The 24,700-nt window shown below is 35.7% G+C and carries 17 protein-coding genes and 6 pseudogenes; 17 read left to right on the top strand and 6 right to left on the bottom strand.

The window, feature by feature from the left end; translation table 11 throughout:
• Both AB4Z50_RS34870 and AB4Z50_RS34875 read right to left on the bottom strand, forming a co-directional pair.
• The coding region (locus AB4Z50_RS34870) for an IS110 family transposase (protein ID WP_441886943.1) at window positions 1-364 on the bottom strand (364 nt) is incomplete at its 3' end.
• A 314-nt stretch (window positions 365-678) separates the two neighbouring features.
• Window positions 679-1,682: pseudogene (locus AB4Z50_RS34875) on the bottom strand (SpoVR family protein); the annotation flags it as partial.
• A 692-nt stretch (window positions 1,683-2,374) separates the two neighbouring features.
• Between AB4Z50_RS34875 and AB4Z50_RS34880 the strand changes: the two are divergent.
• From AB4Z50_RS34880 to AB4Z50_RS34895, 4 genes and pseudogenes are all read left to right on the top strand, one after another.
• The gene (locus AB4Z50_RS34880) at window positions 2,375-3,793 is read left to right on the top strand and encodes a hypothetical protein (protein ID WP_441886945.1); all 1,419 of its coding nucleotides are present in this window, start codon (window positions 2,375-2,377) and stop codon (window positions 3,791-3,793) included.
• 7 nt (window positions 3,794-3,800) lie between these two features.
• The gene (locus tag AB4Z50_RS34885; protein WP_441886947.1) at window positions 3,801-4,736 is read left to right on the top strand and encodes a peptidoglycan DD-metalloendopeptidase family protein; all 936 of its coding nucleotides are present in this window, start codon (window positions 3,801-3,803) and stop codon (window positions 4,734-4,736) included.
• Window positions 4,737-4,857: 121 nt separating this feature from the next.
• Entirely contained in the window at window positions 4,858-5,514 is a 657-nt protein-coding gene (locus AB4Z50_RS34890) for a hypothetical protein (RefSeq protein WP_441886949.1), read from the top strand.
• Window positions 5,515-5,622: 108 nt separating this feature from the next.
• Window positions 5,623-5,864 (top strand): annotated as a pseudogene (locus AB4Z50_RS34895) (IS30 family transposase); the annotation flags it as partial.
• 347 nt (window positions 5,865-6,211) lie between these two features.
• Here AB4Z50_RS34895 and AB4Z50_RS34900 read toward each other — a convergent pair.
• On the bottom strand, window positions 6,212-6,493 hold the full coding sequence (locus tag AB4Z50_RS34900) for a peptide deformylase (protein ID WP_441886950.1): 282 nt from the start codon (window positions 6,491-6,493) through the stop codon (window positions 6,212-6,214).
• A 556-nt stretch (window positions 6,494-7,049) separates the two neighbouring features.
• On the opposite strand from AB4Z50_RS34900, the gene AB4Z50_RS34905 reads away from it, so the two are divergent.
• From AB4Z50_RS34905 to AB4Z50_RS34935, 7 genes and pseudogenes are all read left to right on the top strand, one after another.
• Entirely contained in the window at window positions 7,050-7,466 is a 417-nt protein-coding gene (locus AB4Z50_RS34905; RefSeq protein ID WP_441886952.1) for a hypothetical protein, read from the top strand.
• A 41-nt stretch (window positions 7,467-7,507) separates the two neighbouring features.
• Window positions 7,508-8,314, top strand: a complete 807-nt coding sequence (locus AB4Z50_RS34910; RefSeq protein WP_441886954.1) for a peptidase — start codon at window positions 7,508-7,510, stop codon at window positions 8,312-8,314.
• A 404-nt stretch (window positions 8,315-8,718) separates the two neighbouring features.
• Window positions 8,719-8,964, top strand: a complete 246-nt coding sequence (locus tag AB4Z50_RS34915; protein ID WP_441886956.1) for a hypothetical protein — start codon at window positions 8,719-8,721, stop codon at window positions 8,962-8,964.
• A 130-nt stretch (window positions 8,965-9,094) separates the two neighbouring features.
• Window positions 9,095-9,244: pseudogene (locus tag AB4Z50_RS34920) on the top strand (spore coat protein CotJC); the annotation flags it as partial.
• Window positions 9,238-9,891, top strand: a complete 654-nt coding sequence (locus tag AB4Z50_RS34925) for a hypothetical protein (protein WP_441886958.1) — start codon at window positions 9,238-9,240, stop codon at window positions 9,889-9,891. The pseudogene AB4Z50_RS34920 and the gene AB4Z50_RS34925, both read left to right, overlap by 7 nt.
• Window positions 9,892-10,033: 142 nt before the next feature.
• Window positions 10,034-10,401, top strand: a pseudogene (locus tag AB4Z50_RS34930) (GNAT family N-acetyltransferase).
• A gap of 812 nt (window positions 10,402-11,213) precedes the next feature.
• Window positions 11,214-11,609, top strand: a complete 396-nt coding sequence (locus tag AB4Z50_RS34935) for a (deoxy)nucleoside triphosphate pyrophosphohydrolase (RefSeq protein ID WP_441886960.1) — start codon at window positions 11,214-11,216, stop codon at window positions 11,607-11,609.
• Between the two features lie 125 nt (window positions 11,610-11,734).
• On the opposite strand, the gene AB4Z50_RS34940 is transcribed toward AB4Z50_RS34935, so the two are convergent.
• A complete protein-coding gene (locus tag AB4Z50_RS34940; protein ID WP_441886962.1) occupies window positions 11,735-13,579 on the bottom strand; it encodes a DNA/RNA helicase domain-containing protein in 1,845 nt (614 codons plus the stop codon).
• A gap of 690 nt (window positions 13,580-14,269) precedes the next feature.
• Between AB4Z50_RS34940 and AB4Z50_RS34945 the strand changes: the two are divergent.
• The 3 genes and pseudogenes from AB4Z50_RS34945 to AB4Z50_RS34955 form a co-directional block, all read left to right on the top strand.
• Window positions 14,270-14,780 (top strand): annotated as a pseudogene (locus AB4Z50_RS34945) (IS30 family transposase); the annotation flags it as partial.
• A 107-nt stretch (window positions 14,781-14,887) separates the two neighbouring features.
• Window positions 14,888-16,534, top strand: a complete 1,647-nt coding sequence (locus tag AB4Z50_RS34950; RefSeq protein ID WP_441886964.1) for a hypothetical protein — start codon at window positions 14,888-14,890, stop codon at window positions 16,532-16,534.
• A gap of 225 nt (window positions 16,535-16,759) precedes the next feature.
• Window positions 16,760-17,983: a hypothetical protein gene (locus tag AB4Z50_RS34955; protein ID WP_441886966.1), complete on the top strand. Its 1,224-nt coding sequence runs from the start codon at window positions 16,760-16,762 to the stop codon at window positions 17,981-17,983.
• Window positions 17,984-18,841: 858 nt separating this feature from the next.
• On the opposite strand, the pseudogene AB4Z50_RS34960 reads toward AB4Z50_RS34955, so the two are convergent.
• Window positions 18,842-18,982: pseudogene (locus AB4Z50_RS34960) on the bottom strand (IS3 family transposase); the annotation flags it as partial.
• Window positions 18,946-19,212 (bottom strand): DUF3991 domain-containing protein, encoded by a 267-nt coding sequence (locus AB4Z50_RS34965; RefSeq protein ID WP_441886994.1) that lies wholly within the window; start codon window positions 19,210-19,212, stop codon window positions 18,946-18,948. The gene AB4Z50_RS34965 and the pseudogene AB4Z50_RS34960, both read right to left, overlap by 37 nt.
• Before the next feature lie 500 nt (window positions 19,213-19,712).
• Here AB4Z50_RS34965 and AB4Z50_RS34970 point away from each other — a divergent pair, with 500 nt between their 5' ends.
• The 3 genes from AB4Z50_RS34970 to AB4Z50_RS34980 are packed head-to-tail and all read left to right on the top strand — an operon-like array spanning window position 19,713 to window position 24,438.
• The gene (locus AB4Z50_RS34970) at window positions 19,713-21,722 is read left to right on the top strand and encodes an ATP-dependent nuclease (protein WP_441886968.1); all 2,010 of its coding nucleotides are present in this window, start codon (window positions 19,713-19,715) and stop codon (window positions 21,720-21,722) included.
• A complete protein-coding gene (locus tag AB4Z50_RS34975; protein ID WP_441886996.1) occupies window positions 21,715-23,649 on the top strand; it encodes a UvrD-helicase domain-containing protein in 1,935 nt (644 codons plus the stop codon). Before AB4Z50_RS34970 ends, AB4Z50_RS34975 begins: the two co-directional genes overlap by 8 nt.
• A 39-nt stretch (window positions 23,650-23,688) precedes the next feature.
• The gene (locus tag AB4Z50_RS34980; RefSeq protein ID WP_441886970.1) at window positions 23,689-24,438 is read left to right on the top strand and encodes a hypothetical protein; all 750 of its coding nucleotides are present in this window, start codon (window positions 23,689-23,691) and stop codon (window positions 24,436-24,438) included.
• Window positions 24,439-24,700: the final 262 nt, after the last annotated feature.

Here is a 24,700-nt window from a genome sequence, read left to right on the forward strand (position 1 = left end):
TTGAAGGCGTATTGTCGCGATTTTCTTTGTTTTTTTTCACGAGATGCGGATTCACTAAAACGACTTCAAAATGGCGTTCTGTGAGCCACCGAGATAGGTTAAGCCAGTAGTGTCCGGTTGGCTCCATCCCGACGATGGCTGCACTCAAACGATGGGTGGTTTGCAGCTTTTGAATCCATAGCAAAAGATGGTGAAATCCTTCCTCGTCATTAGAAAAGGATAGGTAGTCTCCGATGATGATGCCACGGAAATTTACAGCGCGCGCAACATGCATCTGCTGGGCGATGTCGATCCCGATAACTAAATGCTGAGCAGTAATTTTTTCAATGAGTAGATTTTGTCTCGCTTGCGATTTAAACTTCATAGTAGAGCGTCCTCCTGGATGATGGAATTTTTAGGGCTATGACCCGTTGCGTACTTCCATCGTACCGAGGCGCTCGTTTTTATGCAAAGCGGAAATTTAACGCTCTACAGGAATGCTAACGGGATACTATAGCTTATTTTTATACTTACATATGATGGAGGAAATATTCTGTATATAAGAGGTATCCATTCCCTTCGCCCCCTCTGTCCGAAAAATAGAAAACCCGATCTAGTGAGATCGGGTTATTTGTATCAGCATTATGCATTTTAGCTCTTCGCTCTTCAATGCAGAGTTAAGAAGCAATGTCCATATTATCAGACAAACTTCCGACTAGTCTTCTTCCCATCACAGCTGAACACAATCTTCTTATCCTCAACAAACGTCTCCAGGTGAACGTTTTTCCCCCAAAGCTGAACGACATGAGGCAGCGTACGCTCAAAATACTTTAGATCCAATTCCATACTCTCATACTCATGGATTAAATAAAGCTCACCCACACGATTAAAATCCCCATCCTTAACCATCAAACTAGGAAATCCACCTTTACATTTGAATAAACAAGCTGATCGCGAATTTTCTCCCACGATTTATCGGTAATTTTCCACTCAGGGCCTTTCTTCTCGAAAATGTACAGATCAAGATCAATAACCAGATCCTTCGTCAGATAGTTGCGGATGAATGAAATATCTGAATCGAGTTCGCGTACCTCGAACATTTTTTCCCTGCCCTTGCCGGGAACACGTCCGAAGCGTGCTTGTTCTTCCTTCGTTGGGTTATCGAATCGACGTTCGATATCCTCGATTTTTAATCCTAAATAATAGGGATTCAAGGTGTGCCGGGATGGCTGCACCACAGAGGAGTTTAGCTTAGCGAATTCAATAGTTTCATCGCTAGTTAGATCAGAGCGCTCGCTGTCCTTTTGCACCATTTCGATATAACGTTTCTTATCTAATTGATAAGGCTTAATGAGTGTCGGATCGACATGCTCTTGAATGGCAAGAATCGCATCGATATACTTTTCGACTGCATCTGTGCCATAATCCATTTCATATTGATGAATACGATCCGCTGTAGCAGACATGCTCTCGACCATATTGCGATTGGTAACACTAAAGCGAGCGTTGTTTTTGAAAAAGTCACAGTGAGCAAGCACATGGGCCACGATGAGTTTATTTTGAATTAAAGAATTTCCTTCAAGAAGAAATGCGTAGCAGGGGTTGGAATTAATGACGAGCTCGTAAATCTTACTCAAGCCGAAGTCGTATTGGAGTTTCATTTTATGGAAAGTTTTGTCGAATAACAATGAATATGAAGAAAATTATAATGATTAATAATTGTCAGTATTCACCTATGAAAAAGTTGTGTCATAGTTATCTTTACAATAATTGAACATTTTCAAAAAAAAAGTTTACGCTTGTATATAAACAGGTGTTTGAAATTGTTAAAGCGGATGAAATGAACGATCTATTACTAAACGAAATAGTATACATATAGTACAAACCAAATTGTAACATATTTATAAAATGGCAAAAACATATCGCCAAATAAGTCGTTATGAGCCGATAGATTCCAGTGATGACGAAGCGAAACAATTGATTTATTATTTCTTGTTATTATAGTCATCAAGAGCCGTAATCAGAAGAAAGCTTTTTTGTAACGAAGAATAATTGATATGCCAAAAACCACTCCTTACGAGTAGCGGCTTTTGGCATGAAAGATACGCTGAGAATAAAAGAATACGAGAACGAGATTGAAGATTAGTTCTCGTTAGCACTAATGTTGCTCTGGAGCTGGCTTAACCTGATCGAGCTGTAGAATTTGTAAACTCTTTTTAAAATTAGATAATATTCGACAAGTAAATGGTTTTTTGGTACTATTCCAAATAATGTATATTGAAGGTAACATTTATTATCATTGAAATAATTTCCAATGATTTCAATTTGAATAGATTGGAGAGTGAATGAATTAAGTTCCAACCCAGATGAACCCCAATAATTATTAATGAGAGGAATGAAGAGAACCGTGCAAAAAAAAATAACATCAACGTTAGCAGGTGTACTATTGCTAGGAACAGTTTTCTCAGTTGCATATGCTTCTAATCAGAATAACAATGTGGCAATCAATAAAACAGCTGGTAACCTCGATTTTATCGGTGACGAGTATTACAGGATGCTACAGGTTGATACGGACAATCCTATTTTGCTTAACCGTCTACAAGACCGTGACTACGCAAAAATAAAAGAGTTTCTTGTTGATGAATCTTCAGAGCCGTTGACATTACAAGCTTTAAAAGAAATTGAAGTAGACCCTAATGCTAGAGTTGTTGATAATATGTTACAAGATGGTCGTTTTCTCAAAGAGAACTGGGATGAGTTGCAACACAAAATGATTGAAGAAGCGCTAACTGTTAGAACTTTGAATGGTATCCGAACTAAAGAGCAAATAAATCCACAAGAATTTGAAACGTCCGTAAAAACTAGTCATGGGGATATTGCAATTAAGTTACAGAAAGTTCAAGTTGATGGCAAAACAATAGTAATTCCAAAAAACTCGGACGATATCCCCGTTCAGTTTTCAATTACGCCGGATGGACAGAAGTCGCTGGTTTCTGCGGAGAATGGGCTGTGGCTCGTAAACAGTTCTAATAACCAGTTGGAGCTGTTATTGCCGAGTACATATAACGGGAAAACCTTTGAAGCATTAGCAGAGGAGTCAATGAACTTGTATGGTGAAAATATTGTGGTTTGGAATGAGGACGTTATGTCAAGTCCCGACAGTAAAACACTGGTTTATAACTCTAATAAAAACAATATTAAGACACGTGGATCAGCTCTTTTTGTTTATGATATCACTACTGGCAATGAAACTATTATTGCAGATGCGGAGGGTGCCAATTACTTAGTAGATGGATGGTTGACTCCCGAAAGTGTACTTTGCAAAAAGATTACAAGTTCAGGCATGAAGCAGGTTGTAGTTAGCCTGGATGGGAAGGAAGCTGAACTGGACTTGGTGGGTGAGGCACCGTATATATATGCTGTTCAGGATGGCCTTATTGCTTACGCTACGGCCCTAAGTAGTGGCGAAATTCACATTGCTAAAATTGATAAATCTGGTACGCTCCAAGAAATTACTTCAACCAAATTGAATGGAACAACTAGACTTCGTGCAAGTAACAAAGGGTTCAGTTCGGATAACTCTTATTTTGCCTTTATCTATGTTCCAGATGACGTTCCAGAGGCACGTTATATAAAAGTAATTGATTTGAATTCCGACAAACTAATTGACTTAGACTTTCTGCCTGCAGAATCAAACTCTTCCGCACGTTATTTAGAATTCTCTTGGACAGATGAAAATACCCTGCTTCTTGTTGTTAAAGAGGAAATAAATGAAACGAAAAAAATGTCTACTTGGACATATTCTTTAAGGTGAGGTGAACATGATGAATAAAATTAATCGCAAAGTAGTTCTGTTACTGTTAGCGTTTGGGTTATCTTTTTCGGTTATGCCAAGTGTTAATGCTGCCTATACACCCTACTCCGAAGTATTCACAGGTGCTATTGATGCTACAACACGTTGGTCAAGTCCGATCGAAAATTCAAGTGGTAGTCAGATTTGGCCCACTGTTACCAGCAAATGGAGTGAACCACGAAATGTCGATGGAACTTCACCTCATGTAGGCGTGGATCTAAGTATTAGTACCTCTAAAATCATAGTGGCAGTGGCAGATGGTACTTTAAAAAACCTAAAAGACTCATTAAATACCGTTTCACTAGAAACAGCATCAGGTGTTTATTGCCACTATGAACATATGGTTGTTGCAACTACAACATACCCAGATGGAACTTATGCTGAAGGAGATCGAATTGGAACAGGCGGTTCCGTAGGTGCAGCTGCTGAACATTTACATTTTGGTGCATATTCTAAGAACGAAATCGCTGGCCGAAAAGCCTACCGAACTGAAACATTGTACAGGGATACTGCGTCTTGGAACTATGGAAGAAACCTTGATGTTTTTAGTCAGGCAAAGTTTCTTAGCAGCAAAATTGCTCAAATTACAGTCGTATTCAGTGGTACCGGCAATACGCATACAGAAGTACCATCGGCAGTTACATTGTTCTATAGAACCGCTGGAAGTAGCAATTGGATTCAAGGAGGTGCTATGCAAAGAATTGGAACAACATTTGACTATAAATTCGACTTTCAAAATGTAGTCCCAACTGGAACAAATATTCAATGGATGGCAAGAATTACACGTAATTTAGGTATTACGTATCCTTATGCATGGGCCCCTGCTAAATATTATAGGCCGGATACAAATCCAAATTCTACTTCTAACGCTTATGGTTATTTCCCTAATACCGTAACTTATTGATTTGTCTTTCATTTATGGTTATGAGCCGACTGCTTGCATGGAGTAGTCGGCTTTAACCTTTACTTTTTAAATGTACTAATAAGTTTATATAACGAATTGTATTCTAACTTGGAGGTATACAATGAGGAAAAACATTATTTTTTTGTTTCTTTTGTCAATGGTTTTAACCGGGTGCAGTACTAATTCATCCATGGAGACTAGCCCCAGCCCCATTCCATCTCCTGTAGAAAGTACACCGGTTGCTGAAACGAGTACACCAGTACCATCTGAAACAAATGTCCCAACACCAGAAGTTATGACTAAGCAAGAAATATATGACTTTGATTTAATACGCTCGGATTGGACCAAAGAGAGAATGGAGGAATTAGGACTTAATAAAGAGGTGAATGATAGTGGTGGCGAAACATATTTTTCCAATGATGTGGTTAAATATATCTATTTTGATGCTCGCTCTGTAGAAACAACACCGGCAGTGATCGATGTGTTTGGAGATCATCCGGGACCTCGAGGAGTTCGTGTGGGTGATACTTTTGAAAATGTGATGTCGCTCTTCCCACAAAATGAGGATTGGAGAATTAATGCTAATGGTGTATTTTACGGTAAATATAATCCTGATGCTGCGCAAGATACATGGGGATCATCTGGATATGTTATAACTCAAGATGATGGAAGTAGAGAAGTTTCAATAATTACAGAAGATGTCTACCCATTCGTTAGATTTTTTTTAAAAGATGATGTCTTAACACATTTTACTTTCTTTTTAATATCGGCTAATTAATTGATTTTTTCAATGAAAAAATTATCGGTTTTATAACGAACTAAAAGAAAACATACGAGGCCACTCACTTTGTCAGGTGGCCTTGCATGTTTTCTTGTGTTAAAAAATAGACATAAGGGCAAGCGTCAAAAGCCAATGGAAACACGTGGTCACTTCCTCGTCAGTACACCGATCAGCAAGCGACCGAAAGAAGTCCATAAACGTACGACGTTCGGTCATTGGGAGCTTGATACCGTGGTTTCTAGCCGTGGCAAAGCAAGGCTTGCGCAGCTACTTTCATCGAACGAAAGACGCGACTATACGTTGCACTGAAGATGCCTAATCGAAAGGCTCACTCGATGGAGGTCGCCTTCGGTGTCGTCATGATACGTGATCCTTAGACGTCGCTGCACTTTTTCGTTTCATAGAGGGCGGAGAGTTATTTGTCACCAGCTTAGTTGCTTCTAGGCTTGCTTGCAAGGCTGCCAGAAGATCATTGACATTCGATATTTTTCAGCTGCAGGAGAAGTTACAACATCTACACTTTCACCGGTGACTTTTTGTTCATGAGATCAAGCAAGGCAATACGATAATCGTCCGTATATTTGTTAGGTTCAAATTTCTCACTCAGCTGTTCGATTAGAGCTTTCGCCATACCGAGTTCCTTTTCGTTTTCAACTGTTCGCTGCGGTAGATTGGGGACTTGAGGGATCGTGTCTCATTCGGATAAAACATGCACTCCATTTAAATGATCGATTTCATTACATCGCGCCAAATAGCCTTCTGCCTGAAGAACGATAGATTTAACCTTGCTATTCAACGTTTTAATCTTCACCGATTGAGCCCTATTAACGTAACCGTAATAATCTGGATAAGCTAAACAAGATTCTACTCCCGATCGTGCACCTTCCAACTCTAATATCTCAGGATTAATTAACTCGATTAGTCCATCCCCGCAATCCATGACTATCAATCTTCTCAGGTACCCAAGGCTGTACATAACGCGTCATGTGTCTCGGATTTCACTGACTTGGTTGATTATTTAGAAGAGAACTAATGGAAGCAGCAGAAAGATTATAATCGGATTTCTCTTTTTATAAATGCGCTAAATCAGCTCTGAAATGCAATTTGGAACCATGCAGATGAAGATAACGAAAATATGAACTGTGAGTCCAAGATCCGGAAGCAGCTGGCAACTGCTATCATCGATGGCCAAGAAGTTGAGTTGCGGGGGCCGGTGCGATTGGATATCCTGGTTAAGCAGCATACATGGAACAGTTCTGTTTATCGCTGGCCAGGAAGTCAAGTTGCAGGAGCCCATACACTATTTAGGGGGAGGTAGTGATTTTGGTGAAGAGACCGAACTTAAATTGCCATACTATCCGACTAGAAAACTGTTACTTTAGTCGGGAATTGAATAAATTATGTTGACAAATGTATTATGCAATCATACACTATGTTTACCAAATATTAGAATGTCATTACGGGAAAATATACAAATATCCTTAACAGTATTCGCATAAAATGCATTAACAACGAAAGGGGAGTTAATTTATATGAACCGTAAATCACTTCTAGGAGCAATCATTAGTTTCTCTTTAATAGCAGTTATGTCCACTGTTCATGACTCTAATCATACTAGCCAAACTTCTTCAAATACAAATGGAGAGGTTATAGAACCGACAGCGAGTGCATATCCAACAAATGATCAAGGTCAAACATATGGACATGGACCATTCCCTGAAGGTGTAAATCAGGGGCCTGATTTAATTAAAGCAGAAGGTAAAAATGGGGTTGTGGGATATGTTAAATCTACAGATTTAGAACCATCAATGTCGTCAATAGAAGAAGCTTTGGCATATAACAAGTCAATGGAAAAACTTGGTTATGTATCACTCCCGCTATATGAAACAGACGGTAAAACTATTATTGGTGAATTTATAATTTATTCTTCTTCCAATGGTGATAAATAAAATTTATCATAAAAACTATTTTATAAGGGGCGGTAATTTCAATGAAATGGAAAAATTTAACTGCTAAAGTAACGGGAGTATGTGCTTTGTCTATCTTATTAATATCAACAACAGTATTTGCTGGTGGTGCAGCATCAACAGAATCATCGAAGACGAAATCAACAGTTAATGGGTATACTTACAATGCTTATTCAACAGCAGAGGTTTCACTATGGACTTGGAATACCTATCAAGCACAATCTACACTAATAGTCCAAGTAGACGGTGGCGGTAACGCACCTTCAGGTTATATGGGTGGACAGGCTCGTTTATATAATTTTACAACTGCTGTTTTAAAAGTTGCAAGCCCTGTGAAATATACTACTTCTGCAACTTCGCTCCTTGTAACTAATACGGCGCAACAAGCAACAGTTACAGATGAAGCTACATATTATGGGCAGGGTAAAGTTCAATATTACAATGGTAATGGTTATGTTGGTATTGAATTAACTAAATCTCCTAATGTTATTCTATCAAATTCATCAAACAAATTTTCCGGAACTAATCAATTACCAGATAACTTGAAAGATCAAGAAGAATACGCTGTAAATAATAATGGGGAAACCTATGGTTCCGGATTATTAGAATCTAAAATAGGAGAAGAGCCAGATTTAATTTTAGCAGAGGGCACCAATGGAGTTCAAGGGTATGTCAAGGCTGACGATTTATTTCCAATTGCATCTAGTCTTCAAGAGGCAACTATTAGTAACAGTAATGGTGATATCCAAGTAATCTCTTTATATGATCAAGATGGTTTAACAGTTATTGGTGAATTTGAATTGAAAGAAGGCAACTCGGTAACTAATTAACATATTAATAGAGTAGAGGAGGATGCAGCCTAAAAAAGTAGGCTGCATCTTCTTTTTATCACAAAAAGCACGGGCTTCAATAAACTCCCTAGGTACGACAAAAAATCCAATAAACCTAAATTTGAAGTCATGGTCGTATTTTGTGATCATGGCTTATTTATTTTGCCGAATTGACTTTTGTTCATTCAGAAAATTTAAAGGGTCGGACTAATCAAGCCTTATGGCTTCTACGCCAAGAGCATCAAATTATTATAGAAATGGGTTCTGAAGAATAAAGAAAAATACGTATAGCCGGCGCAATTTGCTATGACACAACTGATCTAGCATTAGTTGCAGACTTACGTGAAGTATCAGATATATTTGTAATTGCAGCTATTAATCAAGATATTCAAACATTTGATAATATGGTTGCCGCTTTACATTATCAATTGTGTCAACCTGTTATTTTAGCAAACACAGGAGAGTTTGGAGGTTCTACAGTTCAAGCTCCATTTACGAAGCATGCTCGCCAAATAGCGCAAGTTCACGGCAACAATCAAATTGCTGTTAGTGTATTTGAAGTAGATGCTGCTATTTTTAAATCAGCGTCTCCTGCTCCAACCCACTCTGAAGTTAAAACACCACCTGCTGGCTATAGAGGTAGATCTTGAACTTAGCGTGAGACTGTACACTGGTTATTGAATTGACGATTTGTAGTCAAAAGGTATTAATACCGAAATATTCAAATTCGAAAAGTCTTGCTGTGCCTAAGAAAATCCCAACGAATTCGCTCGTTTGTAAATCATTTCTATAATGATATATAAATTAACAAAAGATGCGACACCCGAGCAATTAAAAAACGCCGGGCTTGGCGCTCATTACGTTGCCCATGACAGTGCTTTGTTCTATGAGAGTGCAGGCGGCGTACCCTTTACGTTTCATTTTTGTCAATTTTATTTGCTATTTTTCTGTTCTTTATGAAAGATAAGTGGAGGTCTGAAGAAGGAATCCTCACTATACTATTATTGATACCCTTTACTTTATTGTGGATAATCCCTTTTATTAGTGATGAAATTAAATTAAGGGTGGCTGTACCTACGAATTACTTAATGGAAACATATATTAACGACAAATATATTTCTAGTTCAAATGTTATAGACACATCGATTGAGTTAGTTAGATATAATTCTGCTAAGAAGATTTTAGATGTAAATATAAAGGTAATACCAGAAGTTTTCATGGAAAAACAATTGAATATGGAAGAAGTTTCAGAATCTGATGATAGATTTGCAAATTACTTTATGAATAACATATACATTGCTTATATTGATCTATTAACAGACCTCTCTAATGAAACAATAGTTCCAAAAATCATAAATGTTTTTGGTTATTGGGGAGATACTCAGATCATGCAAATACATTATACTAGAGTAAATAAAAAATACAAACTACATGAACCTTATCCTGAAATTGCTTTGATAGGCTTGAATGATTGTTGGTACTTGCAATACCCTTTTGAAGGGAAAAAAAATATGATCTTAATAAGAGAAATCAATGGTTTGGATTTTACGATGCGGATTGATGAATATATAAAATAAAAATTGCTTTTGAGGGATTAAGCGTAGATAAAGCCTATAACTTCTTATAAAATGAAACTATCTTCAAAAATGAAGGGACTGAACTATGCGCAGATGTCAATATTTTCAACCTAACTATTAAATTATAATGGAGGTAAAAGTATTGATTACAGAGTTACACACAGAACGTCTTCATTTGAGAAAAATGAAGGTATCGGATTCTTCTAGCTTGTTTAAAATTTGGTCTGATCCAGATGTTACTAAATTTATGAATGTTAGTAGTTTTACTAATGAAAATCATCATTTTGGGGAAGAGGATATGCTTCAGAAGCTATCTGTTCTTTGTTAGATTACGCATTCTCATCTTTAAAGATGAATCGAATCGAAGCAAAAGTTGAACCCGAAAACGTGAATTCAATAAAACTTTTACAAAAGCTAAGCTTTACGTTTGAAGGAACACTAAGGCAATATGAAAGAGTAGACGGAAAGTTTAACGATCTCAATATCTATTCAAAATTAATATCGGATTAATTTGATTTTTCATGCCTATTTTGAATTGTAAGTAGCATACACGAAAACTAACCTTTACAGACAGTGTGGGGAAAAAGTATCACAAGGTTTAAACTCCCTTGGTACAATATATCTTTATAATCACCATTACGAAGCTGCCGACATGATCGGCAGCCTTAATTGCGTTAACGGGCAGCTAATCTAATATGAAGAAATATCGGGTTTGAAAGCCGCTGCAAGCCGTTCGGTTGGCATCATACTGTACGGAGTCAGCCAAAATGGAACTGCTACTTACACAATACGAATTGCATAAACGAAAATCTGAGGAGCTTGACGTAAAGGTAAAGGGCTCGTGGAGATCCAAAGGAGTGACAAACAATCCTTGATTGGCATCATCGCCGTTAACTTGCTTAAATGAAGTAGAAAGATATGAATGTGTGTAACACTAAAAAGCTACAGGTTCAGGACAGGACTCTCCACTCCTATCTATACTTTTGCGCTCTTCTTGAGTGCAAGCCACCCTTCCAGGTGGCTATTTTTTATTGCTCATTATGTGACCGATCTCCAAAAGTCAAAGGTTTAAGCATCCATCTAGATGAACCATATTACGATACCAGAAAGTATTTATGCTGCATAATCAACTGAAATCTGTCTTGTATTAGATTATTCATGACGTTCATATTAAATTAAGTATGCAGGTATTGAAAGTGATATAGTATAATTTATAGACAATGTTCTAAGGGTTTCTTGAGAAATATGTGCTAAATGTAAATGAATTATTTTAAAGATGATGTTATAATGCTTATTTTGGTCGTTAAAGAAAGGAATTCTTTATGAAACAGGTTGATGTAGTAGGAGCTGTTATTATTAATGAGTGCAATGAAATTTTATGCGCTTTACGTTCTAAGGAAATGTCACTTGGAGGATATTGGGAGTTTCCAGGTGGTAAAGTTGAACAAGATGAAGATCCGAAAAAAGCTTTAGAACGTGAAATTCAAGAAGAGCTATCATGTGAAATTAAGACAGGGAACCATATTACAAATACTGTTTATGAATATCCTCATATACGCGTTCGATTAATGACTTACAAAGCGCAGTTGATATCAGGAGTACCTACCCCTAATGAACATGAAAAGTTAGAATGGAAAGCTAGGCAGGAGTTACTGACATTGAACTGGGCTCCAGCAGATATTCCGACTGTACATTTGCTTTGCAATGAGGAAATATAAGGTACCTATAATCTTAATATAATGAATTAGATTGTTTAAGGAATTATGGACATGAAAAAAAACTAGGAATTAACAGATTCCTAGTTTTTTTTAATAGATTAACCAAAGTTTAAATGTATTATTCTTTATATATGTGGAATACCAACGGTCTGTGTAAGCATCTCAAAAGTTGCATCTAATATAGTTCTTGGAGGAATATAGATAATTGTTCCATCTCTTCCTCTCGTTAAAATAACTCTGTAAGCATTAAGTTTAATTTGATGTTGATCTTTGACGCCCCACTGGAAATGTTGTGCATACCACATGTTGTTTTTGAAGTAGAGGTCATCATCCCAATGAACAATGCTCATATCTAACTCTAAACCCTGGGTATGAAACTCCGTAGTCGAGTACTGAAGCTTTTTACAATAGAACTTAGATTCAGGATAGTTAAAATATTGAGCAATTTTGGATGGTGTTTCATAACGATCATTTCTAGGAATAACTGGAACTTCTTTTTGTTCATCTGCCCCACTAGAGCAAATGATACCTACTGTTTTCGTATCATCTGCATACAGTTGACTAGCTATAGATTTTGCTGTGTTAAGATCTCTAGTTATAATTAAAAAGTAACGATCCTCTGCTAGTTGTTTCACAAGGGATTCTGCTTGATATAATTGTAGTGCTAATATGTTGTTAATAATATCATAGTATTGTAATGCGGCATGGGTACGCAGTGAACAGTTTAAATGTAAGTGTGAATACTCTCGAAATTCATATGCGTTTGAAAATGTAGATTCATGGGATTTAGCATGAACAATAATATTTTTGTTGGCAATGGCTGTATTCCATAATTCCAAGCCACCTTCTTCACCTGAATAAATTTCTTGTCCCTCGCCAATTAATCCAACCGTCACACTCCATGTTTTATTTAGTGTTGAAATTTGAACCATAATATCGGGCTCACTTAAATGCATGGGAGCTCTATTTTTCTTGATAAGTGATTGATTCACTTTATCTGCATCCCACGCTCGTTGAGCTTCATCGAATATTATAATCTGTTCCTTTGGAACCGTTCCCTTTTCAAGAAAATCCATTTTATATGGATATAAGCCTTGTACAAATGATTTGTTTTTCAATGTATCTTGTAGCACGTCTACTAATGGACCATTCCCTGATAAATAGACTGAACGATCGACGTTATGTGCTAAGTCTAAGCCTAAATATGTTTTGCCTGCTCCAGGTTCACCTGAAACTAATACTAAGTGATGGGTGTTAGTCTCTTGTGCTTCAGTTATAATGTCTCGAACAGTTTGCTGTACTTCAGTGAAATTACTACTCGCCATTGCTCTAATATTAGGTAAAGGCTCATTGTGGTAGATAGCTCGAGCAGCTTCTAAAATAGAAGGCGAGGGTTCATACTCTCCATGAGTAAATTGATGCATATCAAAAGTAGATGAGTGACTACGGCCAATGATTTTATCCAATAGAATATATAGGCTTTTAGTCGTTGAAATGTATACCCGATATTTATAATTGGAAAGTAATTCATCAGCAGGATGATTGGTTAATAATATTGCACCTTTGACAGGTGTATTAGTGCGGTGGATCTCCGAATGATAATTTTCCAAGTCGCGAACATAAAGAGATGTTTGAATATATTCTGATGGTGATATCTCGTCAAAGCTTTTACATTCGACCACGATAACATGTCCATTTGCAATGATAATTACATCAGGACGTCGGCCTCCACCTCTTAAAATTTCATATTCAAAAATAATTGAAAAGTTATGCAGCTCATACTGTTTCAAAATCAGCTGCAATTTATGAAAAGTATCCTCCCATGCTCGACCTTGAGCATCTCGTTTTAAACATTCTTGCTCATTAATATTGTTAGTTCCACGATAAATATGAGAATCAAGCTTGTTTAAAAATTGATTTTTATCTAGCTTAAGAAACTCATGTATTGTTCCGGCCCACCCATAGTTCATATTCATAACCTCTTCTGAAATTATTATTTATGTATATTTTGTATGAAAAATTCTAGTTAGCCTTTGAAAAATAGCCTAAATTTTCGTATCTCCCCGTGGTTGTTTTGCGCCCTTTTCTCAGTGGCTTAGTAAATTTTATCAGTATTACGACAAATAATTTTATGAAAATTCCTTTCCTCATAAAACAAATTATAGTAAGATTCTACTACAAATTCATTTGGATGGGTATAAATCCCTAATTTGAAATCTGAAATAAAATTATAATCACTATAGAGATATTGAGATGATAAAGCGAGGATGAATGTGAAAGTAAATCCATTACAAGCACTTTTATTGTTACTTATGATTAAAATTGGTGGGATTTAAATGTTCACTCATTCATATGTGGTTGAAAGAGTAGTAATTATTTTTTCATATGAAATAGCTCGATTGTAAGTAGGAAAAGCAGTCTTCGAGGTGCGTCTTTGATAGGAAATAAACTTAATGATTAAATTAGCAAATTCTAAAATCAATTTGATGGAAAAGAAGAATATACCGCTTGATAAAAAACTCAAAACAGCTTACCGATATAATTTAAAGGATCTAACGGATTCTAATATGAAGTGCGATACCTAAGAAAACAAAAGGCCATGATCGGATTCGTGTGAAATCGGAGTTACCACTCCATCATGATTACATAAGAATCCAACATGGTTATATACAGGTCTTCTTGCAACCGTGGAAGTGAAGCACCTACGACACAAAAGCAAACGTCGTAAACCATTCGAAACAAGTGGTCGATTTCACATCGGACCCCCTATTAGGAACTGGATACCGTTGTTTCGAGTCGTGGAAAGAGCCGAGCTTGTGCTGTCACTTTTATCGAACATAAGACAAGGATGTACATGGCTCTTAAAGATGCTAGACCGTACCGCTCACTCCATGGAGGTAGCCTATGGTGCTGTCGCTTGCCAATATCCACAAGTCGATTTTCAGAGCGCTACAACAGATCGATGGAAAGAATTTGCCTGTTATGCCGCTTTGGAAAACGTACAAGAATTGAAAGTCTAGTCTATTACGTTGATCCTTACTCCTCTTGGCAACGAGGCTCCAACATAAATGTCAATGGTCTCCTGCGGGAGTTCTTTCTCAAAGGACATGATTTTGCAGAGGTCACGGATGATGAAATGGCTGACGCCATTCCCTTATTAATGACCATCCTTGAATATGTTTGGTTTGGAAGACCGCTCACGAATCTTTCATGACCGAAGTGTAGCACTTAGTTTGACAAACCGTCGTATTAAAACAGATCCTAAGGTGGTGTGAAAAATGGTTTATATTGGGCCTGCTGGTCCGTTTACTCAAGAGTGTGCCCGCTTTTCTACCGACTTTTATAAAGGGGTACTATTAGCACGTTTGCTAGATGCAGAAAATGCAAGAGACAGTTTTATTTTTTTATCGTATCAAAAATTAATTTCCAAACCAATTCAAGAATTGAACCTACTCAATCGCGAAACAAAAGATAAGCAAGATATTATTATGATTTTTAACAGTATTATCAATCATATACATCTTGAAATAAAAGATATGTTAGGAAGAGTGAACATGAAGGAGCTCATGATCAGTCTTTATTCGATGTCTTCATATATGACCAAGCTTCACTTTTATATGGATATCGTCTCAAGGGGAGAACTCACTGAGAAAAAAATTCATGACACCGACTATTTTGACTTAGATGAGAAAACAATTCTCATTAGTTTATTCGTAAATAAAGATGATTGCGCATCAATATTTAATTCATGGCGTGGTTTTGATAAGGCTGTAATTCAGACTCTGTTTTATCAATTAGAGATTAACAAATTAAATTACGGAAAAGACCCAATTGATCTTAATGTTCTTATTCAATTGTACAACTATGGATCTACATTGGTGACTCTCATTAACGAAAGAGAGTTAGTAACAAGTGGATTTTACCATGAGCCGATTGTTCGAGTTTTTGAGAACGACATTATAATTAATGGAGAAATGACATCCAGAAGAAGTCAATTGTTGAAGAATGCAAACGATAACCAATACAAAGAAGGACTCGTCCAGTATGATAAAGAAATAATGGAAAAGTTAGATTTTGGGATTTTTAAACAGTATGGGTTTAAGGCTAGCACACTAGACAAGGCCTTCGGGAATAAATTAACCTCGAGGCTTTTAAAGCATCAGCGCGCATATGTAATAATTATAGAGCATAAGAAACTGGTCCAATTGATCCGGAATGAAGGAAAATGCTCTAGGGAAGAGGCAGAAAACGTGATCAAGTACTTCACACTGGAAGATAACGAAATTGATAAACGCTATGATTCCTTTGAAAAGTATGATAGCCGGCTGTTGGAACATCCCGTGGTTAGATTCGATGATAAGCACTATTACTTCTCTTATTATTTAATGATATATGCCATCTTTATACTGAAGACTAAGATAGTGTACAATTTGGTGAAATTGGATATAAATAAAAATTCTCGAATTATCCAGAAGCGAATTAAAGAGAAATTTGAAAAACAAATATTGGATACCATTTCCCCTTATATGGATCATTCAAAGCTTAATGTTCAGAAATTCTGTTGTGATGTTAACGGAAAGAACAGAGAAATTAATCTTAAATATCAAATGGACGTTATCTCTGTGCGAGGAAATAAGCTATATTTATTTGAGTGCAAGGACATCACGTATAAGTTTACAGCTTTGGGTATAAGGAGCGATATTCATAAAACTTTAAAATTTATTGATAATCTTCATGGTAAAATGGATGAGATTATTAGATACCAAGAGGAACTCACAATATTTTTTGGTGCTCAGTTCGAGGAGATTGTGCCTGTTCTAGTCTTCAAACATTATAATGCAACAGGGATCTCGGAAATAGATTGTCGGGGGGTTTCTGTCTTTTCATTCACAGAGTTGAAAGACTGGATTAATTGGAATTTTTAGAGTGAATTGTTTTGAAAGAATTCGGTCGTCGAAGGGAAATATGAAATGATTGAATATCAGGATATGATTTTGAATAAGGAAATCATAAGAGATGCCGCGCAGTTTTTTTAGCTTTTAAAAGAGGTTGATCCCGATGATTCATCTATTAATAAGCTTGACGAAAAGAACATGGTTTCTTTCAAAATGCATCTCATCTTACTTGGCAAGCTGAAGGGAGTTTCATTAATGAGATTAGTAAGATTTTATTATGATGAGTCTTTCCATGACAGAAAAATAACCTTAAAGGGTAAAGAAGTTAATATATATAAAGTAGATGCAAGTGACTCCTTCGTTGCTGTTTTCGTCGGTGGGGATAATGCTGTAATTGATGGATTAAATAATAAGTTCTCAAGATTTGAAACAAAACATAAGAAAAGTTTTGGATTAGAATATGAACAAGAGTTAAAGGCAACAGTTATAGGAAAAAGAAATTTCAAACACGGGGTATCTTCTTTTAACAAAGATACATTAACTTTTTACAAAGATTACTTTTCGATATATACAGAAAGTGTATACATCCAAGTAAATGTTATTAGTAAAACTGCACAAGTTATTTGGACGATATTTCAAAATGTTAAACTTCCTTATGTAGTTAAGAAGAAAGAATTTTTATATTCAGTTACAAAATTTCTGAATAATTATAGGTTTAATGATATATTAATTCGAATATTTGAGGAACGGGGGAAACTAAATAGTAAAATTCTTATGAATGAATTCATCAAAAACCTCAAACTTATTTTTGAATCTAGTTCAGATTCTACAAAGAAGAGACTTGAAAGAGCTGCTTTAAACGATTTAATTACTATCCTAAATGGAGTTAAAGATGAACTAAATATTTCTTATTCTTACGAATGGGATTATAACAATATTTTTAATCTATTTGATACATATATCATAGAACATTCAATTATTCCTAAACAAATTGATTTATTTATAGATAATGAAGTAAATACATTGGAAATGGCGACTAAAGATCAAAAATTCAAAAGTGTAACCAGCTGTAAATCAGAAGAGAATGAAGGGATACGCACATGTGATATTTTGAGCAACTTTATTGGAAGAATGGTAAAAGCTTTGTCTGATGAATTACAAGAACCAGTAATAGGTCATGTAACTGATGTTGAAACTTATGATTTTAAAACAAAAAGAATATTAAGTAAAGATTGGTTTAATCTAAATGAAGAGCAATTTAACCTTTATAAAGTCATTAATAATATTTTGAAAAGTGAGAAAACATCTGTATATCATTCTTTCTATTTCGATCATACTATTTTATTTATAGGGATTTTGAGTTATGTTAGTGAGTATTCTACTTATTCAGATTATCAAAAAAATTCATTAGAAATTCATGCTGAGTACTTTAATACTTACTGTTGTATGCTTATTAAAGATCAATATTCATTATTATAAATATTTTTTCATAAGTTAAATCAGTAAAAGGAATAATAATTCATCTGGAATGATTATTGAAGTATTTGTCGCTGCTCACATTATGAAATATAGCAGTATGTATCTAATCAAATAGAGAAAAAAGACTAAAACGTTTGGTCAGAAAGGAGTAAAACAAGATAAAAGGCAATCAAGAGTTAATATGAATAAAAACAAGAGAATACGTTCAAAAGCTACAGTATTGGACTAGGACTCTTCACTCCTATCTATACTTTTGCACACTTTTTTTGTGCGAGCCACTCTTACAGGTGGCTATTTTTTTGTTCGTTAAGTGACCTATGAGTTAAGATCTACGGTTTGGATGATGAAATTAACTTTAATAGAATTAAATTTCAAAGAAAACCAACGAAACCATTTTGATTTAAAGTTCAATTCCTCTCGAATAAAATTATGATTTTCGGAACTCTTCTAGTATGAAAGTAAATTAGTTCTCAGAATAAATGTAGAAGGCAGGGCAAATTATTAGTTAATAGCATTTGATGAAGACGGCAGTTACTAATGAATTAGTGAGTGCTGTTAAAAAAAATAATAATACTCTAGAGAGAGTTGGTTTTCATTCTACAGCTTTAACTATTGAGTAACAGGATGGTTAACGGTACTATCTAGACTCATGGAAATTCGAAAGTGGAAAAGAAGAATATACCGCTTAATGGAAAAAGCTCAAAACAGCATACCGATATATTAACGTCTGTTTGGAGACTGTGATCCATTGATAGAATTTAATAGGAAGCATAAACTAGTTCCCTTAAAGAAAAAGCGTGATATTGAGTATGAAATTGAACTGCTCCCCATCAAGTAGACAGTACAAAAAATAAAGATCTATGAAGCGGCCTTAGCCCTGAATTCCATGGGGCTGAGGCCTTTTAGCTTTTTCTGTAATCGTTCGTAATTGTAAAAATAGATATACATATCAATGTCGTTTTTTAGCTGCTCATAAGTTTGGTATTTATGTAAATAGTACTTCTCACATTTGGGGTTTGGTTCTCATCATACCCAACAAAGACACAATTATCATTTTTATCTTGCTGGTATAATTTTTTTTCGTGCATCATGAAAGATACAATTTCTGGATCGATTCCTCGAACATGAATGAGATAAGAAGCAACTCGCCTAAAGTTAGGTGTTTTGTCTGGAAGAATGAGTTGCCCGCGTTCTTTGAGGGTCTGAAGAGAGGGGGGGACTGAGGTGATTCACATTGCAAGAGAAAGAGACGGCTTCTCTAAACTCCATATTCAAGAACTGCATGACAAAGTCAATAGGACCGCAGCTAGAATCTGTTGAAAAATGGTAGTATTTGTTGTTGTCCTTATAAAAGTAAAGGCCGCCGCGTTGTTTTTAATGAAGAGCGCGGCGACCACCATTTTCGAGTATATAGCCATGAGACTAGGATAAGTAGATTAAGCTGATGCGATTCGCCGTTGAAATTTCCTCATTGCTAAAGGGCACCATTTTATCCATCTGGGTTTCCTCCATAACAATACTAAAAGATGAAATGTATCCAACTTCGTATCGAAGTGGCTACATTTTTTTAATTCTAATGAACCAATAAGAATTTATATACTAAGATTACATAAAAGGAATAAGAAGGAAAATGTCGAAACTAGTTAAATAGTCTTATGAATCTAGTAGAGTAGTTTGGTTTTTATAATAATAATTTGAAGGCACAGATATTGTTTAGGAGGAACTCATCATGGAAATATCAAAATTATGTTTAAAGAATTTTAGGAGTTTTGGTTACGATGGAAGAACTATTTATTTAAACAAACTTTCTGGTTTTGTAGGGGAGAATTCCTCGGGTAAGACTGCACTAATACATGGGTTAGTTAAGCTTTTTGGAGTATCTTCACATGATCGAACACTGGAAAAGTCAGATTTCCATATTCCTAAGCAATCAACAGTTGAATCTATAAAAGAGCTTGAATTATCAATTGAAGCCCGAGTTGATTTTCCTGAATTGGCTGATAGTTCTGCGGATGAGCAAAGCAGAACTAGTATTCCACCATTCTTTAATCAACTTGTAGTACGTTCGACTGCTGAAGCACCATATTTACGTGTAAGATTAGTAGGAACATGGACTGCTGATAACACTCCAGAAGGGGAGATTGAACAAAAGTTGTATTTTGTAACTGTAGCAGAAGGAATCTCAGAGACTGATGAGGATCTTGTACCGGTCACACCGCATCAGCGTTCTGCAATACAAGTCTTATACGTACCTGCAGTAAGGGAGCCCTCAACACAATTACGTAATGCCTCTGGAACAATACTGTGGAGGATTTTAAATAATATTTCTTGGCCGGATGACATTGACGAAACTATAAAGACAAAAATGGAGCCAGTAAATGAACTATTCAATGGAATTAATGGGGTTTCTCAGATTAGAAGTGTTATTAGTGAGGAGTGGAAGAAGTATCACAAGGACACTCGATATCAAGATGCTAAATTACAGTTTAGCAGCTCAACACTAGCTTCAATTTTAAAAAAAATTGAAGTATCATTTTCTCCCACCCATGACTTAGGGGAATATAGTGTCGATAAGTTGGGTGATGGTCTAAGATCTTTATTCTACTTATCTCTGGTGTCATCACTCCTTGAAGCGGAAGTCAAAATTACAGGGAAATCAAATGCTTCTTTAACTCTCCTTGCTGTAGAAGAGCCAGAGAATCATATATCGCCACATTTATTAGGCAGAGTAATGGATAATTTAAAGAATATTTCAAATAAGAGTAACGCACAAGTTGTGTTGACATCACATAGTGCTTCAATTATCAAACGTGTAGATCCAGAGAATTTAGCTCATTTGAGAATTGACCCAAATAGCTATACAACAATTGTGAAGAAAGTTATTCTACCCGATAAGAAATCAGAAGCATACACGTATATTAAAGAAGCTGTCAGAGCCTACCCTGAAATCTATTTTTCAAGGTTAGTCATTTTAGGCGAAGGTGATTCTGAAGAAATTGTAATTCCAAGAGTCTTGGAAGTTAACAATATTTATGCTGATGATTATGGCATATCGATTGTTCCCTTAGGTGGCAGACACGTTAATCATATGTGGAAGCTACTGAACGAGTTGGATATTCCTCATATTACGTTATTGGACTTAGATCGGGAACGCGGTGGTGGGGGCTGGAGCCGTATTAAATATGCAATCAAGCAGTTAATCATTAATGGTCGAAATCGTGATGAATTATTAAAAGTATGGTATGGAAACAGAGAAGAAATTCTAACTGATGATGATCTTGAAGAATTCGATGAGTATTCTATGGAACCCGATTGGTTAGTATCAATGAACGATCTTTGGTTAGGAAGACTAATGGAAGATAACTATAATGTTTTCTTTTCTTCCCCTATGGATTTAGATTTTCTAATGTTGGAAACATTTCCAAAAGCATATAAAGAAACAGTGCCGAGAGGTCCGAGTATTCCAGATAAGGTTAAGAATCCGCAGAGTTATGCTAAGAAGATTAAGGGAGGAATTGTGTCTGCCTTAAAAAATGAAAATGCAACAGGTTATACCTATACGCCAGAACAACATGAACTAATGGTTTGGTACAACACTCTATTTCTCGGCAGAAGTAAACCAAGTACACATATTGAGGCTTTAATAAAAATAACTGATGAAAACTTGCTAACAGATATGCCGGAGGTTTTTAAAAGCATTGTGAAGCGGGCGAAAGAAATACTTGAAAGGAATGCATGAAAATATGTCATATATTAAACCTGAAGACTGGACTCCGGCAGATGGGTTTACATTAGAACCTGCTGCAGAAATAGCCGTAAGAAATGAGAGGAATAATCTTATTTTAGCAGGTCCTGGTGCAGGTAAAACGGAATTACTTGCACAACGTGCTTGTTTTCTTTTGCAAACTAATCTATGTCCTTCGCCTCAAAAAATATTAGCGATCAGCTTTAAAACGGACGCTGCAAAAAACCTAAAGAAAAGGGTTGAATTAAGGTGTAGTAAGGAACTAGCAGCACGTTTTGAATCGAGAACGTTTGATTCATTTGCAAAACAGTTGCTAGATCGTTTCAGATTGGGCATACCAGAAACGTATCGACCGGAAAAGGAATACAGTTTGGTATTCACTTCTAGAGAAATACGCGATATTGCAACTGGCTATATTAAGGAGAGACATCCTAACCAACCTAATTGGCAATACGAAATTAATTTTAATATCTTGTATAAACGTTTGTCTGAAGAAAATTTACCTATATTTGAAGACGAACAAGACATCTATACTTGGGTTTTAGTAAGACTCTGGGACATTTTAGTGCATGGGACAGGGAAGCTACAAAGTACATTGACGTTTCCCATGATTTCCAAACTTGCTGATTATTTATTAAAAGTTAACCCGATGATAAAGAGGGCACTTCAACAAACATATAGTCATGTTTTTCTAGATGAGTTCCAAGATACGACCTATCTACAATACGAATTAGTAAAGACAATTTTTTTAGGAACTTCCACAACACTGACAAGCGTAGGAGATGATAAACAACGAATTATGGGTTGGGCAGGAGCGTTATCAGATTCTTTTGAACAGTTTAAGCGTGACTTTAGTGCAGGGCAAATTGAGTTAACACAGAACCATAGGTCTGCCCCGAGACTCATCGAAATTCAAAATGTCTTAGCCAAAATAATAAATCAAAATGCAACAGATGCCAGAGTATCTAGTCGGAATAGTGATCAAGAAGGATTGTGTCAGGTTTGGAATTTCCAGACTTATTTAGATGAAGCAACTTTTGTTGCTACAAGCATAGCAAGCAGAATTCATCAAGAGAATATTTCTCCCCGCGATATTTGTATCCTTGTAAAACAACAGGAACAGATTTATGGCCACGCTGTAATTAATGAGTTAGAGCGGCTAGGAATACACGCACGAATAGAGAAAGAATATCAGGATTTAATAGCGGAAGAGTGTGTTCAGCTTATCATTGATTTTATAAGATTAGCTACAGGAGAGAAGACTCATGATTCTTGGGTTAGAGTATCAGAAGTATTAACGTTTGTGAATGGTTATGACATGGAACATGATCACAATAAGATACTAAACATGGAATCTAACCTGAATGATCACATTCTACATTTAAAAATAGAGTTACAACAACTACCGAATGACGAAGACCTTTGCAAACAAGGTGTCGGCGAGATTGTAAAGGGAATCTTCAATTTTGTAGGACTAGAAAGAATATTTCGGTTATTTCCAAAGTATGCAAATGGCACTTACTTTAAACGAGCAACAATGGAAGCAGTTGAAAAATTAACTGTTGCATATTTGAAACATTTAGATTGGAGTAGTAGTATTTCGGATTTGTTAGGTTTGTTTAGCATACCTGTCATGACAATTCATAAGAGTAAAGGGCTAGAGTATGATACGGTTATCTTTTTAGGATTAGAGGACGATGCGTTTTGGAGCTTTAACACTCAGAAACTTGAGGATATGTGCGCATTTTTTGTTGCCTTATCGAGAGCGAAGAAACAATGCTTCTTTACCTTTAGTGCTTCGAGAGAAACATCGCGTTTCGGTGATGTTCAAATAAGGGCTCAGTCTAACCATGGCATTTCAACGCTATATCAGCTATTACAAAATGCAAACGTTGAGGTTCTAGATGTAAGTGTTGTTTAAGCTTAATGTTGCGTACAGGGGAGGGAGCGGGCGAAAGATATGAAAGTTCTAGGAATTGATCTTTCGGTTATTATCATTGCATTAATAACAGCATATATTGGATATCAATTTAATCACACATCTAAAAAAAGAGAAGCATTCCTCAAAGAATTGACTAACAGCTATAATGAGGTCTATTCTTCAATGTTTGAACAACTACTTTTAATTATGGAAACAGAAGGAAAAACGAAGAAATTAGAGCAAATAGAATCTTTTATGGATGAGTACTCGAGTAAGGATTCCAAGATTCGATTTATCGCTTCGACGATCTTATTGGAGTACTTTTATAAGTTAAGAGTTATTTACAAAAAGTATAAGAATGAAAACAACAGGTCAAACGAGAAAGAATTAATGGATCAAATAAAAGGTTTATTTGTGATGATCGAAAATGAATATTGGGATGCACATGACATTATCTATGAAAATCATAAACAGTTTGTAAGTGATACATTTAATAATCCTATCTTTGTAGTTTTAGGAAGTCTATTTAGAATCGTATATCATCTATCTGTATTTTTGTTTTGGATTAGTGCGGTTATTCTTTATTTTACAATTGCTCATTTAATTGTACCCCTAGAATGGGTACCCAAATGGTGGAACATTTATTATGGCTTGTTGTTACTAGGTATGACAACTACTGTCTTTGCTATAATGATGATGTTTAAAGAAATGGTTATGAAGAAAAACAGAAGAGAAAGTAAGGTCGTAAAGAATTTTAAGATAACCTTAAAAAAACTATTTCGAAGATAAATGATATAGATTATATCAATACTGCAAAGAGGATTATATGAGTCTAAAAAGTATTTCGGAAAATAGGAAGTATGATTTTTTTCCACGTTAAAGTCAGCGTCGGTAACAGTAATTCTCCTCATTATTATATACTACATAGGTACTCACTATCTTCCAGTAGTACTAATTGAATATTCTAAACATCTAAAATGGTTATTAGTTTTATACCTTGTCTGCTCTTTTTACATTTAATTCGAAGTAAGAATGGATGCTACTGACTTCA

The organism is Paenibacillus sp. 2TAB26 (assembly GCF_052115145.1).
In the GTDB taxonomy this organism is placed as follows: domain Bacteria; phylum Bacillota; class Bacilli; order Paenibacillales; family Paenibacillaceae; genus Pristimantibacillus.

Excerpts from the sequence above, each read along its gene's own strand:
- AB4Z50_RS34880 (WP_441886945.1), top strand. The coding sequence starts at position 2,375 with ATGAAGAGAACCGTGCAAAAAAAAATAACATCAACGTTAGCAGGTGTA.
- AB4Z50_RS34885 (WP_441886947.1), top strand. The coding sequence starts at position 3,801 with ATGATGAATAAAATTAATCGCAAAGTAGTTCTGTTACTGTTAGCGTTT.
- AB4Z50_RS34890 (WP_441886949.1), top strand. The coding sequence starts at position 4,858 with ATGAGGAAAAACATTATTTTTTTGTTTCTTTTGTCAATGGTTTTAACC.
- AB4Z50_RS34900 (WP_441886950.1), bottom strand. The coding sequence starts at position 6,493 with ATGTACAGCCTTGGGTACCTGAGAAGATTGATAGTCATGGATTGCGGG.
- AB4Z50_RS34905 (WP_441886952.1), top strand. The coding sequence starts at position 7,050 with ATGAACCGTAAATCACTTCTAGGAGCAATCATTAGTTTCTCTTTAATA.
- AB4Z50_RS34910 (WP_441886954.1), top strand. The coding sequence starts at position 7,508 with ATGAAATGGAAAAATTTAACTGCTAAAGTAACGGGAGTATGTGCTTTG.
- AB4Z50_RS34915 (WP_441886956.1), top strand. The coding sequence starts at position 8,719 with ATGGTTGCCGCTTTACATTATCAATTGTGTCAACCTGTTATTTTAGCA.
- AB4Z50_RS34935 (WP_441886960.1), top strand. The coding sequence starts at position 11,214 with ATGAAACAGGTTGATGTAGTAGGAGCTGTTATTATTAATGAGTGCAAT.
- AB4Z50_RS34940 (WP_441886962.1), bottom strand. The coding sequence starts at position 13,579 with ATGAACTATGGGTGGGCCGGAACAATACATGAGTTTCTTAAGCTAGAT.
- AB4Z50_RS34950 (WP_441886964.1), top strand. The coding sequence starts at position 14,888 with ATGGTTTATATTGGGCCTGCTGGTCCGTTTACTCAAGAGTGTGCCCGC.
- AB4Z50_RS34955 (WP_441886966.1), top strand. The coding sequence starts at position 16,760 with ATGAGATTAGTAAGATTTTATTATGATGAGTCTTTCCATGACAGAAAA.
- AB4Z50_RS34970 (WP_441886968.1), top strand. The coding sequence starts at position 19,713 with ATGGAAATATCAAAATTATGTTTAAAGAATTTTAGGAGTTTTGGTTAC.
- AB4Z50_RS34975 (WP_441886996.1), top strand. The coding sequence starts at position 21,715 with ATGCATGAAAATATGTCATATATTAAACCTGAAGACTGGACTCCGGCA.
- AB4Z50_RS34980 (WP_441886970.1), top strand. The coding sequence starts at position 23,689 with ATGAAAGTTCTAGGAATTGATCTTTCGGTTATTATCATTGCATTAATA.